The 14,861-nt window shown below is 74.9% G+C and carries 10 protein-coding genes and 1 pseudogene; 4 read left to right on the top strand and 7 right to left on the bottom strand.

Annotation, left to right across the window (positions count from 1 at the left end; all coding sequences use genetic code 11):
* Positions 1-33: 33 nt before the first annotated feature.
* The gene (locus tag ACFWUY_RS27490; RefSeq protein ID WP_384114977.1) at positions 34-1,272 is read left to right on the top strand and encodes a trans-sulfuration enzyme family protein; all 1,239 of its coding nucleotides are present in this window, start codon (positions 34-36) and stop codon (positions 1,270-1,272) included.
* On the opposite strand, the gene ACFWUY_RS27485 is transcribed toward ACFWUY_RS27490, so the two are convergent.
* The 6 genes from ACFWUY_RS27485 to ACFWUY_RS27460 all read right to left on the bottom strand — a co-directional run bounded on the left by ACFWUY_RS27485 (position 1,172) and on the right by ACFWUY_RS27460 (position 10,854).
* A complete protein-coding gene (locus tag ACFWUY_RS27485) occupies positions 1,172-2,635 on the bottom strand; it encodes a GNAT family N-acetyltransferase (RefSeq protein WP_384114974.1) in 1,464 nt (487 codons plus the stop codon). The genes ACFWUY_RS27490 and ACFWUY_RS27485 overlap by 101 nt on opposite strands.
* Positions 2,636-2,711: 76 nt before the next feature.
* Positions 2,712-5,543 carry a DUF6493 family protein gene (locus ACFWUY_RS27480; protein WP_384114971.1) on the bottom strand — a complete coding sequence of 944 codons (2,832 nt, stop codon included), beginning with the start codon at positions 5,541-5,543 and terminating at the stop codon, positions 2,712-2,714.
* 38 nt (positions 5,544-5,581) lie between these two features.
* Positions 5,582-6,961, bottom strand: coding sequence for an SWIM zinc finger family protein (locus tag ACFWUY_RS27475; RefSeq protein WP_384114968.1), 1,380 nt, complete (start codon positions 6,959-6,961; stop codon positions 5,582-5,584).
* A gap of 160 nt (positions 6,962-7,121) precedes the next feature.
* Positions 7,122-8,711 (bottom strand): alkaline phosphatase D family protein, encoded by a 1,590-nt coding sequence (locus tag ACFWUY_RS27470; RefSeq protein ID WP_384114965.1) that lies wholly within the window; start codon positions 8,709-8,711, stop codon positions 7,122-7,124.
* A 245-nt stretch (positions 8,712-8,956) separates the two neighbouring features.
* A complete protein-coding gene (locus ACFWUY_RS27465; RefSeq protein ID WP_384114962.1) occupies positions 8,957-10,429 on the bottom strand; it encodes a PLP-dependent aminotransferase family protein in 1,473 nt (490 codons plus the stop codon).
* 14 nt (positions 10,430-10,443) lie between these two features.
* On the bottom strand, positions 10,444-10,854 hold the full coding sequence (locus ACFWUY_RS27460; protein ID WP_384114959.1) for a RidA family protein: 411 nt from the start codon (positions 10,852-10,854) through the stop codon (positions 10,444-10,446).
* 65 nt (positions 10,855-10,919) lie between these two features.
* On the opposite strand from ACFWUY_RS27460, the pseudogene ACFWUY_RS27455 reads away from it, so the two are divergent.
* Positions 10,920-11,381: pseudogene (locus tag ACFWUY_RS27455) on the top strand (EamA family transporter); the annotation flags it as partial.
* A gap of 480 nt (positions 11,382-11,861) precedes the next feature.
* Here the strand turns inward: ACFWUY_RS27455 and ACFWUY_RS27450 are convergent.
* Positions 11,862-12,692, bottom strand: coding sequence for an alpha/beta fold hydrolase (locus ACFWUY_RS27450; RefSeq protein WP_384114956.1), 831 nt, complete (start codon positions 12,690-12,692; stop codon positions 11,862-11,864).
* 195 nt (positions 12,693-12,887) lie between these two features.
* Here ACFWUY_RS27450 and ACFWUY_RS27445 point away from each other — a divergent pair, with 195 nt between their 5' ends.
* Together ACFWUY_RS27445 and ACFWUY_RS27440 are read left to right on the top strand one after the other, a co-directional pair.
* Positions 12,888-13,781: an RNA polymerase sigma-70 factor gene (locus tag ACFWUY_RS27445; protein ID WP_384115030.1), complete on the top strand. Its 894-nt coding sequence runs from the start codon at positions 12,888-12,890 to the stop codon at positions 13,779-13,781.
* Between the two features lie 280 nt (positions 13,782-14,061).
* Positions 14,062-14,802: a GntR family transcriptional regulator gene (locus ACFWUY_RS27440; protein ID WP_384114953.1), complete on the top strand. Its 741-nt coding sequence runs from the start codon at positions 14,062-14,064 to the stop codon at positions 14,800-14,802.
* The last annotated feature ends 59 nt before the right edge of the window (positions 14,803-14,861 follow it).

Below are 14,861 nucleotides of genomic sequence, written 5' to 3'. Positions count from 1 at the left end.
CCCTACTTCCCGGTATCCGTTCACAGTGCCGCCATGGACGCCATGGACTACGGCTCCTCGGTCACCCCGAGGGCCCTCGCCACCGAAGCCGTGCACGCCGGCCGCGAAGACCTCGCCTCGCTCGGTCTGCACGCCCCGCCGCTCGACCTGTCCACCACCTACCCCTCGTACGACGCGCGTGCCGAGGCCGCGCGGATCGACGAGTTCGCCACCACGGGCGCCCGGCTCGACGGGCCGCCCGTCTACGCCCGGCTCGACAACCCCACCGTGGCCCGCTTCGAGGAGGCCCTCGCCCGCCTCGAGGGCGCCGAATCGGCGGTCGCCTTCGCCAGCGGCATGGCGGCCCTCACCGCCGTGCTCCTCGCCCGGGCGAGCCAGGGCCTGCGCCACGTGGTCGCGGTCCGCCCGCTGTACGGGTGCAGCGACCACCTCCTCGACGCCGGACTGCTCGGCACCGAGGTGACCTGGACCGACCCCGCGGGCGTCGCGGACGCGATCCGGCCCGACACCGGCCTCGTCATGGTGGAGTCGCCCGCCAACCCGACCCTCGCCGAGGCGGACATCCGCGCCCTCGCGCACTCCTGCGGCTCCGTGCCGCTCCTGGTCGACAACACCTTCGCCACCCCGGTGCTCCAGCGGCCCGTCGAGCAGGGCGCCCGCATCGTGCTGCACAGCGCCACCAAGTACCTGGGCGGACACGGCGACGTCATGGGCGGGATCGTCGCCTGCGACGAGGAGTTCGCCCGTACCCTCCGCCAGGTGCGCTTCGCCACCGGCGGGGTGCTCCACCCGCTCGCCGGCTACCTGCTGCTGCGCGGTCTCTCCACCCTGCCGGTACGGGTGAGGGCGGCGTCCGCGACGGCCGCGGAGCTCGTACGGCGGCTGGCCACCGACCCCCGGATCGCGCGCGTCCACTACCCGCGGATCGGCGGCGCGATGATCGCCTTCGAGGTCTACGGGGACCCGCACGACGTCATCGCCGGCGTCCGGCTGATCACTCCCGCCGTCAGCCTCGGCAGCGTCGACACCCTCATCCAGCACCCGGCCTCCATCAGCCACCGGATCGTGGCCGAGGGAGACCGGCGCTCGGCGGGCGTCAGCGACCGGCTCCTGCGGATGTCGGTGGGCCTGGAGGACGTCGAGGACCTGTGGCGGGATCTGACCCAGGCGCTCAGCGCTCCGCCCGCCGGACCCCTTCGTGTCGCTGCTCCTGCCGCTGTTCCTGCTGCGGCCGGCCGGCCGGTCGCGGTGCCGAGGACAGCCGGGCGGTGATCACCAGGGTGCCCTCCTCGATCTGGTAGTCGAGGGGCAGGTTCAGCGCCCGCATCGCGGCCACCATCCCGGTGTTGGACGACTGGGTCACGGCGTACACGCTCGCGCAGCCGGCCTCCTCGGCCATCGCCACCAGCCGGCCGAGGAGCTCGGAGCCGATACCGCGCCGCTGCCAGTCGTCCTCCACCATCAGCGCGACCTCCGTCTCGTCGCCGTCCCAGAGCAGATGCCCGAGGGCGACGAGACGGCCGGAGGTCGTCTGCACGGCGAGGGTGCGGCCGAAGCGGGGGCTGAGCAGATGGTCGAGGTAGCGGTCGGCGTCGCCGACGGGGCCGTGGTAGCGCAGGCCGAGCGTGCGGGACGAGCAGCGGTCGTGCATGGCGCGCGCGGCGGACAGGTCGCGCTGGTCGGCCCGGCGGACGGTGATCTCGTTGCCCTCGGGCAGGGTCAGCACGTCCTGGCTGCGCGGGACCCGCGGGCCGAGCCGCGCGTCGAGCTCCACGAGGGCGCGGGCCCGGGCGAACTCGGTCGGGGTGAAGGGGAGGTAGGGCCGCTCCACGATGAGCGTGCCGCCGTCGGGGTCGCGCAGCCGCATCACCGTCTCCTCCAGGACCCCTTCGACCGGGGCCTGTTCGCCGATGGGGCGGCCCGTGAGCGAGACGGCGGGCACGGAGTGGAGCGTGCAGCGGCCGAGGAGCTGGCGCAGCGCGAGCGGCAGCTCGGCCGCGTCGAGCGCGGTACGGGTGGCCAGGCCCAGGACCCGGGTGGGGGTGTCCACCAGGTCGTGGGCGTCGGCCCGCTCGGTCCAGGTGTCGCGGCCGCCGGCCGCCGCCGTCTCGCGGGCGAGGGCGTGGGCGGAGAGGCCGGCGGGAGCGCGCAGCAGGAACTCGTCGACCGTGCCGTCGGCGAGCGGATGCGTCTGGAGGGTGAGGATGTCCACGCCCAGGCGGGCGAGGACCGTGCACAGGGCGGCGAGGCTGCCCGGGGTGTCGGCGACGGTGGTGCGCATCCGCCACAGTGCGGTCTCGACGGGCACCCCGGACTCCTCCGCGTCCTCCCGTGTCCCGGCGGCGGGGGCCGCCTCGGCCGGGCGGGTCACGGTGGAGTGCCCGCCGGTGTGACCGGCGGGCGGGGCATGGCTCGCATGACTGTGCCTCCGCGCCCACCAGGTGTGGAAGGCGGCGGTGGCGACCAGCGCGATCGCCGAGAAGACCAGCAGGTAGTGGCCGTCGGGCCCCTTGGCGATGGTCTTGGCGATCGTGTCGGCCACCACCACGGCGGTGAACAGGGCGGCGAGCTCGATCAGGTCGTGCCGCCAGTGGTGCGGGCGGCGGGCGCTCTTCGAAGACGTCACATCGGTCATGACCTCACTGTGACCCAGTGGTGTTGCGTGATCACGAACGCTTTGTGACTGACGGGTTAAGCGCCCATCTGGCGGCTTAAAGAGCGGTTCGGACCGTTTCTGTCAGGCTCCGACCGGTCCCCTGACGCAGTGCGTTCAGCAGGCGCTTCGCCTGGGTGGCGAGCTGTGTGGAACCGCCCCGCGCCGCCAGCTCGCCGAGCCCCGCCGGTACGCCGCCCGCCCCGCACCGCTCCACGCAGTCGGCCGCGACCGCCAGCACCTCACCGAGCCCCCGCACCGGCTTGGCGGCGGTGAGCGGGTCCGGCAGCATCGCCGACAGGACCGCCCACACTGTCCCGTACGCCCCGCCGGCCGCAGCCGTCCGGGCCGCGTCCGCCAGCCGGTTCGGCTTGGCCGAACCCTCCGCGACCAGCCACGCCAGCTCGGTGCCGACCCGCGGGGCGTCCAGCTCGCCCCGCGCGGCCAGCACGAGCAGGGCGTCCACCGCGCGCAGCCGGTCGTCGGCGTCCGCACAGCCGAGCCCGAACGCCAGGGTCAGCTGGACCGCCCGGCCGACCGGCCCCTCCGCTTCGGCCAGCGCCGTCAGAGGCTCGGTCACCCCGCGCGAGTCCCCGTCGACACCCCACGCCAGGCTCGGCAGGAGACAGGCCGCGAGGACCTCGCGGTCGGCCGGCAGGACCATGGCCCACTGCGCGCGGCTGTCCACCCAGTGGTGGCAGCGGCGCGGCGTCGCCTCCAACGCGCCGCCCAGCCACCGGAAGGCGGGCGGGAACTCCTCCCGCACCGCCGGGCGGTCGGCGACGTCGACCACGAGCCGGTCGATCAGCCACCACTTCATCGAGGACCGGTCATCGCCCCGGTCGAGGAACCGCACGGACGCCGCCACGGGGTCCTCCTCCCGCAGCCACACGGCGAGCCGGTGGCCGGCCGACGTGCCGAGCGCCGCCGCCTCCTCGACCGCCCGCCCCGCCGACACATCGGTCCTCAGGACCCGGAGCAGGGCCTGGGCGAGATCGGCCGGAGCGGGCTCCGCGCCCGCGTCCCGGTAGGCCCGCAGCCGCTCCACCAGGACCAGCGGGTCGATCCCGCCGGTGTGCCAGGTCGGAGTGGCGAGGAGGAACGGCAGCGCGCCCGTGCCGACCAGATCGGCCGCCTCCCACAGCCGGGCCTCGAGGACGCCCGAAAGCGCCTCGTGGAAACAGGAGTCGGAGCCGTTCCCCCGCGTCCGGCCGAGCTCCACCCGCGCCCGGTCGAGCAGACCGAGCAGCCCCGCGAGCACCACCTCGATCCCGTGGGTGTGGTAGGTGAAGTAGTAGGGCTCCCGCCACTCCGTCCGGGGGAAGGCCTCCCGTATCGCCTCCACCACGGCCGCCCGGTCCCGGTGCGCGAGCCGCACAAGCCCGTCGAGCGCCCGCTCGAACGCCACGGGCTCCTCGGAGAGCCCCTTCGCCACCAGCTCCGCCACCAGCGCCTCGACCGTCGACGACGGGGGCGCGACGAGCAGCCGCTCGGGCACCGGCGGCAGGATCTCCTCGTACGGCGCCCCGGCCGGCTCCTCCAGGGCGTCGCCGAACAGCGCCTCGGCGGCCTGCCGGTGCGTCGGGCTCAGCAGCCCGGCGGCCTCGGCCAGTTCACGCCGCACCTCGGGCTCCACCGCCGCCAGATGACGGCCCACCAGCTTGAGAGCCCGTTCCTGGACGCTGGTGTCCTCGTTCCCGAAGGCCTCCGTCACGGCGGGCAGCAGCTCGCCCGCCGCGCCGGGATCCCGCGCCAGCGCCTTGCCGACCAGCGCCAACTGGGCCCGTACCAGCTTCTTCTCGGTACGGAAGAGGACCCCGGCCGTCATCTCGGCGAGCGCTCCGACCGGCAGCTTCCCCGCCGAGGCGAGCTCCGTCAGGACGTCCTGGGCGTACCCGGCGACGAGCGACGGCGCGTCGGACGCGATCCCGACCCAGTCGGGGATCCGCTCCCGCAGCTCGTCCGCGTCCGGTTCGAGCAGCCGCACCATCTCCAGCGGGAAGCGCAGGTTCCGGATGGGCCCGCCGCGCAGCAGCCGGGAGACGCACAGGTCCAGGACCTGAGACCGGTCCAGGAGGCCCTCCGCGACGAGCGTCCGCAGCGCCGTGGGCCAGTGCCTCGGCGAGCCGGGACGGAGCGTCCGCGTGAACCGTTCGGGAGGCTCGGCCATCGCGAGCGCGTGGGCCACCAGGGTGGGCGTCTGGGGATCCTCCCGGAGCCGCTCCACGAGCCGGTCGTCGGTGATGTGCCAGACCCAGCCGGTGACGTAGCCGTCCGTCGGGGCCACGGTGTACCCGGAGCGGACCACGAGCCCGTGGAGCAGCGAATAGCTGTTCTCCGCCACGGCCTGCCGCTTGGCCAGGCGCCCCGCCAGGTCCGCCGCCCACTCCGGATCGCGCTCGCCGAGCGCCGCGAGAGCCAGCGGCCCGTCCGTGTCCCACATCAGCAGATCGCGCGCGCCGAGCCAGCTCGCGGTCGCCGCGACCCCCGTCAGACAGCCCGCGCCCGCCACGTACAGCGCGCTGCGGATGCGGTTCGCCAGGTACGGAGGCGTCGCCCACTGCCCGGCGCGCACCTCGGCACGCAGCACCTTCAGTCGCGCGAGGGCGGCCTTGCGCTCGGCGGCGTCCAGCGGTTCGAGCAGCACCGGCACGTCGGCGGCCACGCCCGCGCGTACCGCCGCGAGCAGCTTCTCGACCCCGGGCCCGGCCCCCAAGCCGCCGCCAGGACCCTCTGCCGCGCCGCCCCCCTCGCCGACCTCCTCGCCGTCACCCGTCACGCCCGTCACGTCTGCCGTGCCCGCCCCGCCGTCGTCCGTCACGCCGACCTCGCCGTCGCCCATATCGATCCCCACGCCCTTCCCCGTCCCGTTCTCCACGCCGTCCCCCATGGTGGTCTCCTCCCCCCGCCGTTCCGGCCGGGGCCCCGTCATCGCCCGGCCCCGGCGGTGACCGTCGTGCTCCGCCGTACCATCCGCACCGCGAGCGCGTGCTTGCACGGGCCCCGCCGACCCCGATGGTCCGCCCACCACCGGCAGGTGCAGCTGAGCGCCCCGTCCGACTCCCGCACCCGGTAACGCCGTTCCCCCGAGGCCACCGTGGCCAGGTCCCCCTCGAGCTCCACCGCGCCGTCCGCGACCAGCCGGCACGCGCTCACCAGCCGCGGATTGTGCCGCTCCGCCCGGTCCGCGTCGTACGGCAGCTCCCGGTGGAAGTAGGCCGCGTCCGCCACGTCGTACCCCACCCGGCCCGCCGTGCCGAGCCGGGTCAGGGCCGCGCGCACCCGGTCGGCCGTGAGCCCGGCCTGCGCCGCGAGCTCCGCCGGGTCGATCCTGGGCTCCCAGGCCAGCAGGACCGCGACCAGCTCGGCGTCCTGCGCGGCCTCCTCCGTCGCGAGCGCCTCCAGGACCCCGCCCTCGCCCGAGAAGCCCCGCGCGGGGTCCGGCGACAGCGTCAGGGTGAGCCGCATGCCCGGCAGGGCCACCTCCCAGGCGCTCGCCGTGGCCGGGGTGCCGTCCGGCACCGGCGGCCCGTAGACCCGCAGCCCCGTCGCGTGCCGCAGCACCCGCTCAAGGGCGGCAAGGCGGTCGGGACCCGGCAGGCACACCCCGCCGCTGCCCGGCCGGGTCGTCGGACGCAGTGCCCGGCCGGACTGCGTGATCCACAGCGGACCTCGCCCGCGAGCCCGCCCCCGGGGCAGGGACCGGAGGAAGCGGACGGCCTCCGCCCCGCTCAGCTCGGCCCGCAGATCGAACCGGGCCGAGACGACCTGCGCCTCCGCGAAGCCCCGCAGCCAGCGGTCCGGCAGCGGGACCTTCTTCTCCACGACCGCCCCCGCGAGCGTGGTCACCGCCATCTCCTCGGGGCCCACCCGCAGATGCAGCGGATCGTCCCCGGTCATCCGCGACAGCGCCTGCCGCAGCGGATCGTTGACGTCGACATTGGTGGTGCCGTGCCCCGTCTCCGCACCGCCGAGCCCCTCGTCGAGCACGTCCAGGCGCGCGTACACCCCGCCGCAGCCGGAGAAGGACTCGAACCGCAGCCGGTCCCCGTTCCCCGTCACCACCGGATCCAGCGACCCGGGCCGCATCCGCTGGTCGTACCGGGCCGCGGCCACGTCGGCGACCGCGAGCAGCCCACGGGCGGCGACCTGCGGAGAGGCCAGGAACCCGGAGAAGAAGCGGGGATGGGCCTCGGCCCCCCGGGGCGTGAGACCCCCCGCCGTCTCGAGCCCGAGCAGCCGGCCGGAGCCCGTGGACTCCAGCGCGGACGGGCGGACGTAGGCGAGCGCCTGTACGGATCGCGTCATGGGTACGACGGTAGGTCCCGGCACTGACAATCACCGGGGCAGGACGCCGCGACGGCCCCGACGGGGCAGGACCGCCCGGCGCGTCAGGCCCGGACAGAAGGTGACCGTCCCACGCGCCCGGTCCCGACGGGGTGCGACCGCCGGCGCGCCCGGCCCCGCGCTACTGCCCCACGAGCCCCGGCCGCAGCACCTTCTCGAACAGCACGGTCCCGCCCTCGGCGCGCAGCCGTACAATCAGTTCCCCGCCGTCCCCGTCGATGTCGACCTCCCCGAAGTACTGCGGGCTCTCCATCGGCGAGACGTTGGCCCGCTCCGGCGCCCGGACGAACACCCGCTCGGGACCGAAGGTCGCGTCGAGGGCGTTCGCCGGGAACCCGCCCGCCGCCAGCGGCCCGGACACGAACTCCCAGAACGGCGCGAAGTCCCGGAAGGCCGCCCGCTCCGGCGCGTAGTGCTGCGCCGAGGTGTAGTGCACGTCCGCGGTCAGCCACAGCGTGCCGGTGATCCGGCGGTGCTTGACGAACCGCAGCAGCTCCGCGATCTGGAGCTCACGGCCGAGCGGCGCGCCCGGATCGCCCTGCGCGATCGCCTCGAAGTCCGCCGAGCCGTCCGGTACGACCAGGCCGAGCGGCATGTCCGCCGCGAGCACCTTCCACACGGCGGTGGAGGCGGCGAGCTCCCGCTTGAGCCAGGCCAGCTGCTCGGCGCCGAGGATGCCGGTGGTGTCGTCGGCCTGGCGGCCCGGGGAGTTGGCGTTCCGGTACGAGCGCATGTCGAGCACGAACACGTCGAGCAGCGGCCCGTACCGCACCACCCGGTGCATCCGGCGGTCCCGCCCCGCGCGCGCGTGGAGCGTGGAGACCGGCGTGTACTCGCCGAAGGCGCGCAGGGCGCGGGCGGCCAGGACGTCCACGTCCTTCTCGGTGTAGCGCGCGTCGTCCAGGATCTGGCCCGGGTACCAGTTGTTGCGCACCTCGTGGTCGTCCCACTGCACCACCGACGGCACCTGCGCGTTGAACGCGCGGACGTTGTGGTCGAGCAGGTTGTAGCGGAAGTTGCCCCGGTACTCGTCCAGCGTCTCGGCGACCTTGGACTTCTCCGGCGTCGTGACGTTCCGCCAGATCCGTCCGTCGGGCAGCGTCACGCTCGGCCGGATCACCCCGTCCGCGTAGACGGAGTCGCCGCTGCACAGGAAGAAGTCCGGGTCGAGACGGCGCATCTCCTCGTACGCGCGAAAGCCCCCGATGTCCGGGTTGATGCCCCAGCCCTGCCCCGCGATGTCCCCCGACCACAGGAAGCGGACCCCGTCGCGGCGCCGGTCCGGGGCCGTACGGAAGGTACCGACGACCGGCTCGCCCGTACGGCGCGGATCGTCCGGGTCGGCGAGGGTGACCCGGTAGTGGATCTGTTCGCCCGCGGGCAGACCGCGCAGGGCCGTGGTGCCGGTGAAGTCCGTGCCCGAGCCGATCAGCGGCCCCCGGTGGCGGCGTACCCGACGGAACGACTCGCTCGCCGAGGTCTCGACCAGCATCCGCGCCGGACGGTCCGAGCGCACCCACACCAGACCGGAGGAGGCCGTGACGTCGCCCGTCTGGACGCCCCACCCGGCGCGGGGCCGGCCCGACAGCGCGAACGCCGGCGCCGCGAGACCGGCGCCGCCGACGGCGAGCGCCGCCGAAGCGGCCAGTGAGCCGCGCAGTACGGCGCGGCGGGCGGGGGAGGGGGAAGGGGCGGGTACGGGCTGGGACATGGAAGGGCCTCCGAGGCGGTGTCCGGGCGGGGGCGGTGCGTCGCCCCATGCCTAACGGCCGGGAACGGCGCCCACACGAACCCCGCGTGAACAGAACCACGCGCGCGAGCCGACCGACCGGAGCCACGTGCGTCAACCCGTCCGACCGGAGCCACGCGCGCGAGCCGACCCGAGCGGAGCCGCGCGCGTGAACCCGCCTGAACGGGCCCACGCGCGCGAACCCCGACTGAACCGGTCATCGGGCCTCAGCCCCGCCCGACCGCCTCCGCCACCAGCCGTATCCCGGTCGCCACCGCCGACGGCGCCAGGTGCGCGTACCCGATGACGAGCCGTACGTCCCCGTCGGCGTGCCGTGCCGTGCCGTACTCCTCCAGCGACCGCAGCGCCACCCCGGCCTCCGCCGCCCGCGCCAGGAACCGTTCCGGCGGCCCGAATTCCCCCGGTACGCGCGCGATGACGTGCAGTCCGGCCGCGATGCCGCTCACCCGGGTGCCCGGCAGCCGCTCGGCGAGCGCGGCGAGCAGGGCGTCCCTCCGCTCCCGGTAGGCGCGTTGGCAGCGGCGCAGCTGCCGGTCGTACCCGCCCCGCGTCACGAACTCCGCGAGCACCGCCTGGTCGAGCACGGGGTTGCCGAGGTCCATCGTCCGCTTGCGCTCGACGACCTCGTCGAGCAGCGCCTCGGGGACGAGCGTCCAGCCGAGCCGCAGCCCCGGCGCCAGCGACTTGCTGACGGAGCCCGCGTAGACGACCCGCTCCGGATCGAGACCCTGGAGAGCGCCGACGGGCGCCCTGTCGTACCGGAAGTCGCCGTCGTAGTCGTCCTCCAGGACGTACCCGTCCACCGTCCGCGCCCAGTCGAGGAGTTCGGCACGGCGCTCGGCCGACCAGCTGATCCCGGAGGGGAACTGGTGCGAGGGCGTCACGACCACGGCCCGCACGCCCGCGGCGGCCAGCGGTCCGGTCCGCAGCCCTTCCTCGTCCAGGGGCAGCCACACCGTGTCCAGACCGGTCGAGGCGAACAGCCGTCCGTGCTCGGGGCTGCCGGGATCCTCGATGCCGACCGCGTCGAGCCCCCGTGCCCGCAGGACGAAGCCGAGCAGCGTCGACGCCTGCGCCACGCCCGAGCAGACCACGAGCCGCTCGGGATCGGCCACGACGCCCCGGCGCCTGGCCAACATCCCGGCCAATGCCTCCCGCAGCGCGGGCAGCCCGCGCGGATCCGGATATCCGAGCGCCGGATGGGGGAGCCGCGCGAGCACGGCGCGCTGGGCCGCCGCCCACGCGGTCCTCGGGAAGAGCGACAGATCGGGGGTCCCGGGGCGGAAGTCCACCAGGACACGGGACGTCCCCGGGGTCCGGTCGAGGGCGCCGCGCACCGGCGTACCGCCGTCCCTCCCGGACCCGTGACGTCCGCCCACCGCCCCGGAGGGATCCGCCCGCCGGGCCCTGGCCGCCTCACCGACCCAGGTGCCCGCACCCCGGCCGCTGCGCAGATACCCCTCGGCGGTGAGCTGCTCGTACGCCTCGGTGACGAGACCCCGCGAGACGCCCAGGTCGGCCGCGAGCTCGCGCGTCGACGGCAGCCGGGTCCCGGCCGCGAGCCTCCCCGAGCGCACCGCCTCGCGCAGCGCCTCCTGCAGGGCCCGCCCCCGCTGCCGCGCCGGTGCGTCGACGGACGGCAGGAGCAGCTCCCAGGCCGCCTGTCCGTGGGTCCTCATCCTCTGTGCCCCCTTCAGTCGGGCAGGGCCACCGTGAGGTCCACCTCGATGAGCTGACCCGGGTAGCCGAGCTGCGCGACGCCCAGGAGCGTACTCGCGGTGGTGAACGCAGGGCCGAGGCCGGATCCGGTGAGCCGGCGCCACGCGGTCGCCAGGGCGTCCCTGTCCTCGCTCCGCACGTAGATCACGGAGCGGACCACGTGCTGCGGCTCCGCGTCCACCGCGGTCAGGGCGGCGAGAGCGTTCTCGACGACCTGGTCGACCTGTGCCTCGAGCGACCCGGGGCCGACGAGGGAACCGGTCCGGTCGAGCGGGCACTGCCCCGCCAGGTAGGCGGTGCGGCCGGCCTCCACCACGGTGACGTGGTGGTATCCGGGCGTCGGGTGCAAGGGGTCGGGATTGATCCGGGTGATGGTTCTGGTCATGGCGGGAGTCTGACCGGCGGGCCGCCGACGCGCACGGGGTTTTCCCCGCCCCGAAGTGGTCCCCGATGACGCGAGGAAAGTGGACCTCAACAGGGGCCGCCCGGCTGCCTAGCGTCGGAGCCATGAACGCGAACGCCCTGCGCGGGGTCCTCCTGGTGACCCTCGCCTACGCCCTCGTCGGTGCCTCCTTCACCGCCAACAGCCTGCTCGGCGCCTATCCGTACGCGGGCGGTCAGGCGCTCCGCTACGGAGCCGCCTGCCTGCTGCTGCTCCCGCTCCTCGGCCGCGGCGGACTCGCCCCGCTGGGGACCCTGACCACCCGTCACTGGCTGAGGCTCGCCGCCCTCGCGGGCGTCGGCATGGTCGGCTTCAACCTGGCGGTCCTCGCCGCCGAGCGGACGGCCGAGCCTGCCGTGCCCGGTGTCCTGGTCGGCTGCGCCCCGGTCGTCGTCGCCGTCCTGGTCCCGCTGGCCGAGGGCCGCAGGCCCGCCCCCGCCGTGCTGTACGGGGCGCTGCTCGTCGCCGCCGGCGCCTTCACCGTGCAGGGCTGGGGGCGGACGGACCTGGCCGGGATCGGCTGGTCGGTGGCGGCCCTCGCGGGCGAGGTGGGGTTCACGGTCCTCGCCGTCCCGGTGCTCCGGCTGCTCGGGCCGAAACTCCTCACGGCCGCCGTCTGCGGGGTCGGCGCGGTCGAGGCGACGCTCGTGGGCCTGGTGGTGGACGGGTCCGCGTTCGTACGCCTGCCGACGGTGGTGGAGACCGGTGCCCTGATCTGGCAGGCGGCGCTGGCCACCGTGGTCGGCTTCGTCCTCTTCTACATGGGTGTCCAGCGGGTCGGCATGGAGCGCGCCACCCTCTTCACCGGTGCGATCCCGGTCGCCGCCGCGCTGAGCGCCGCGCTGGTCGCGGACGCCGCCTTCGGCCTCCCGCAGGCGGCCGGCGGGCTGCTCGTGGGCGCCGGCGCCGCCGTGGGCACCGGCCTGTTCGCGCGGACGCGGCGCCGGACCTCAGCGGCTTCCGTCCAGGACGACGCGCGCGACGAGAGCCGGGTCGTCGCTCATCGGTACGTGGCCGCAGCCGGGCAGCCGGACGAGCCGCGCGCCGGGCAGGGTGTGCTTGGCGCGGACGCCCTGGCGGGGAAGGAGCAGCCGGTCACGGGTGCCCCAGGCGACGGTGACGGGCACCTCGGGGACGTCGTCGCGGAAGCGTACGGCCCCGCCGGCCGCCAGGGTCTGCCGGAAGCCGGTGGCGCCGCGCAGCGCGAGCGTCTCGGCGCGGACCGCCTCGGGTGAACGGCGCCCGGGGCGCGCGTAGATGCTGCTGGTGAGCACGGTGCGCCCGGCGGACGTACGGGAGAGGCGCTCGATCAGCGGGACGGGCATCGACCGGGCCGCGCCCCGCATCGCCCGGAGCGTCGTGAAGGCGTACCGCCGCTCGCCCTCCGACCAGAATCCGGCGGGGGAGAGCGCGGTGACCGAGCGCACCCGCTTCTCCCGGCCGAGCTCCAGGGCGAGCAGCCCGCCGAGCGAGTTCCCCGCCACGTGCGGCCGTTCGACGCCGAGGGCCGCGCAGAAGCCGCCGAGCGCGGCGACGACGGTGGCGAGGTCGTAGGGGCAGCCGTCGGGCAGCTCGTCGGAGGCGCCGAAGCCGGGCAGGTCGACCGCGATCACGTCCCGCTCGGCGGCCAGGATGTCGAGGACCGGTTCCCAGGCCTGCCAGTGATGCCCGATGCCGTGCAGGAGCAGCAACGGTTCGCCCGAGCCCCGGCGTTCGTACGTCAGGGACGTCGCGCGGGGACCCGCCGGGGTCTCGATCGTGAACATGATCCGTGCGGGCATGCGGACTCCAGTCCTGAAGCTTGTCAGACGTCCCGTCAGTGAGAATTACCCATCGGTAGCCTGGAGTTCAAGACCTCGCCCGAAACCCCGCTCGAACCCCGCCCGAAACCCTGTCCGAAACTGGACAGAGTGCCGACGGTGGGCTGGGATGGACGGGTGCCCACCGACATCCCGACCACCGACAGCCCCGCCGGCATTCCGACCGACACCCTGACCGAACTCTTCGAGGAGCACCGCCCGATGCTCCTCGGCGTCGCCTACCGGATGCTCGGCCGCGCCGCCGACGCCGAGGACGTCGTCCAGGAGGCCTGGCTGCGCTGGACCGCCGAGGACCGGGCGGCCGTCCGCGAACCCCGCGCCTTCCTCGTACGGATCACCACGCGGCTCGCCATCGACCGGCTCCGCCAGGCCCAGGCGCGCCGCGAGGCCTACGTCGGCCCGTGGCTCCCCGAGCCCGTCGTCACCGACTTCGGCCCGGCCGCCCCCGACACCGCCGAGCGCGCCCTGCTCGCCGACTCCGTCTCGCTCGCCGTCCTCGTCGTCCTCGAATCCCTCTCCCCGCTGGAGCGGGCCGTCTTCGTGCTGCGCGAGGCCTTCGGCTTCCCGTACGGGGAGATCGCGGCCGCCCTCGACCGCTCCGAGGCGGCCGTACGCCAGCTCGCCGGACGCGCCAGGCGCCATGTCGACGAGGGCAGGCCGCGCTACGACGTCGACCCGGTCGAGCGCCGCGACCTCACCGAGCGTTTCCTCTCCGCCGCGGCGGGCGGCGACCTCGGCGGGCTGCTCGCCCTGCTCGCCCCGGACGCGCGCCTCGTCGGCGACAGCGGAGGCAAGGCCAGGACGCCGCGGCGGATCATCGAGAGCGCCGACAAGGTCGGACGCTTCCTCGCCGCCACCTCCAAGGGAGCGGACGCCCTGTACGAGATGCGCGTCATCGAGGTCAACGGCGCTCCCGCCGTCCTCGTCCTCGCCGAGGGGCGGCCCGACAGCCTGCTCCAGATCGAGGTGCGCGACGGGCGCGTCCAGTGCGTCTACATCATCCGCAACCCCGACAAGCTCCAGGGCTTCGCCGCTCCCGCCGCACCCTGAGTCCCGGCACCGACCCGAACACCTCCGGATCACGCCAAGCGGCCGGAACTCGCCCCGCCTTCCCTCCAGGGAGGCGGGGCCTTTTGCTGCGCGGGGCTCACGAGGGCGCGAACGTCCTGTGAACGATCTAGGTCAGAGGGGCACATTCGGGGGCGTTCGGCGGAGGATTGGTCTTGACCAAGGGGGTGGCTCGCCTTATGGTCGCAGAGTTAGTGCAGGAACCTTTAATAAACAAGGGCGCGGAAACGCCGCGGGACACGGCGAATTGCGGAGGATCAGGGTGGGGACCACGCAGCTGGCATCGGTCGCGGAACCGAAGTACCAGCACCTCAAGACAGTCATCGGCGAAGCGCTCGACTCGGACTTCGCGGTCGGGGAGATCCTTCCCAACGAGCGCGAGCTCGCGGCACGCTTCGGCGTCGCCCGCGCCACGCTCCGGCAGGCCCTGGAGCAGCTGGAGCTGGAAGGCCGGCTGCAGCGCCGCCGCGGCGTCGGCACCACGGTCGCCCCGCCGCGCGTCGGCGTCGACGTCTCCACCACCCAGCACGCCTGGCCGGGCGTCGGCGACGAGGCCTGGCAGTCCCTGGACTCCGCCTCCGACGTGGCACCCGCCGCCGTCGCGCGCGTCCTGGAGAGCGGCACGGAGGAGCGGGTGCACATCGTCCGCCGCCTCCGCGTCAGCCAGGGCCAGCCCGTCGCCGCCGAGCTGCTGTACGTGCCCGCCGGCTCCGTCCCGGGTCTCAGCACCATCGACGCGCCCGCCGGCCCGGCCCGCGCCCGCGTGGTGCTGCGGGAACTCCAGCACCTCGCCCTCGACGGCCAGGACCGCTCCGTCGAGCTCGGCTCCGCCCGCGCCGACGACGCCAAGGAACTCGACCGGCTGCCGGGCGCGCCCGTCCTCGTCGTGACGACCCGCTACCTCTCCGGAGGGCGTACCGCCGCCGTCTCCGTGGCCACCTACCGGGCCGACACCTGCCGTCTGACCTTCGGCGACTCCGTCGACCTGGTCATGGCCTCGTAGCACCGCACGTCGCGACGCCCCGCGCCCGAAGCACCCCACGTCCAGCGCCACCGGCCCGC

Origin of the sequence: Streptomyces sp. NPDC058664, from assembly GCF_042716635.1 — a bacterium.
Classification (GTDB): domain Bacteria; phylum Actinomycetota; class Actinomycetes; order Streptomycetales; family Streptomycetaceae; genus Streptomyces.
The sequence above is the reverse complement of the archived record's forward strand: the minus strand, read 5'-3'. Positions and strand labels throughout refer to the sequence as shown.